This is a genomic window from Paraburkholderia sp. RL17-373-BIF-A (assembly GCF_046030175.1).
Classification (GTDB): domain Bacteria; phylum Pseudomonadota; class Gammaproteobacteria; order Burkholderiales; family Burkholderiaceae; genus Paraburkholderia.
Genome location: NZ_JARESO010000332.1, coordinates 1 through 810 on the forward strand (window position 1 = coordinate 1; position 810 = coordinate 810).

1 protein-coding gene and 1 pseudogene are annotated in these 810 nt (G+C 57.4%); both read right to left on the reverse strand.

Features of this window, described 5'->3' with window-relative positions:
• Positions 1 to 55: 55 nt before the first annotated feature.
• On the reverse strand, positions 56 to 613 hold the full coding sequence (locus tag P0D80_RS50700) for a type III secretion system domain-containing protein (RefSeq protein ID WP_408296420.1): 558 nt from the start codon (positions 611 to 613) through the stop codon (positions 56 to 58).
• Positions 610 to 810: pseudogene (locus P0D80_RS50705) on the reverse strand (hypothetical protein); the annotation flags it as partial. The gene P0D80_RS50700 and the pseudogene P0D80_RS50705, both read right to left, overlap by 4 nt.

Consider the following 810-nt stretch of genomic DNA (forward strand, 5'->3'; position numbering starts at 1 on the left):
CCCAAGGGGATATTGCCAGGCAGCGTTAGCACAGGAATGTTTAACGGGTTGGATTTCATAACCATCTAAGGAGCTTTTCCAAAACAGCTTCGGGCGCACCCCGACCATTGCGCTCCGGACTGACCGGCTCCCACAACAATCGGCAGGCTAGGACCGCTGGGTCATTCGAACTTCCTAGCCAAGCAAGGCCACAACGGCGTGCGCCCTCAAGCAGTTCGTCGGGACCGAGCTGCGCCTCGCAGACCGAACTTAGTGGCATCAGGACTAGCAATTGACCTAGGGCACGGCGATCCAGTACGGAGGAGAGAGCCTCTCTATACCGCTGCAGCACTAAGTATTCAAGACACCCCGACGCCCAAAGGCCCAACGCGACGCAAAGCAAATCGCGCCGCTCATCCATCAACAATGCCTCCGCTGCCGGACTCATCTCTGGTATGCTCCGACCATGGCCTAAGCGACTAGCAATTAGCCGGTTCAACGCCGGACGAACCAACGGCTGTTGCACATATGGCTCCTGCCACTCTGGCAGCTTTAAGGTGCCCCACCATCCGGGTCCCATCTCCCGTCCTGGCTGATACCAAAGGGCGTAAAGCCGGCGCAGAGACGGGCTCACGTTGTATTTCTCCTCCTGCGCAATAGAATCAAAGCGAAAGCCACAAGCAAGACCAAAAAGAGCGCCGATCCCGCTGCAAAAAGCACCTCCGGAGCTATCACAGTAGGCGTTGCCGCGGGAACTTTCGGCTGATATCGGAACTCGGTACGCTGCATGACGAGGCTAATTCGATCCGGCGTTAGTCCCGGTACGCCATT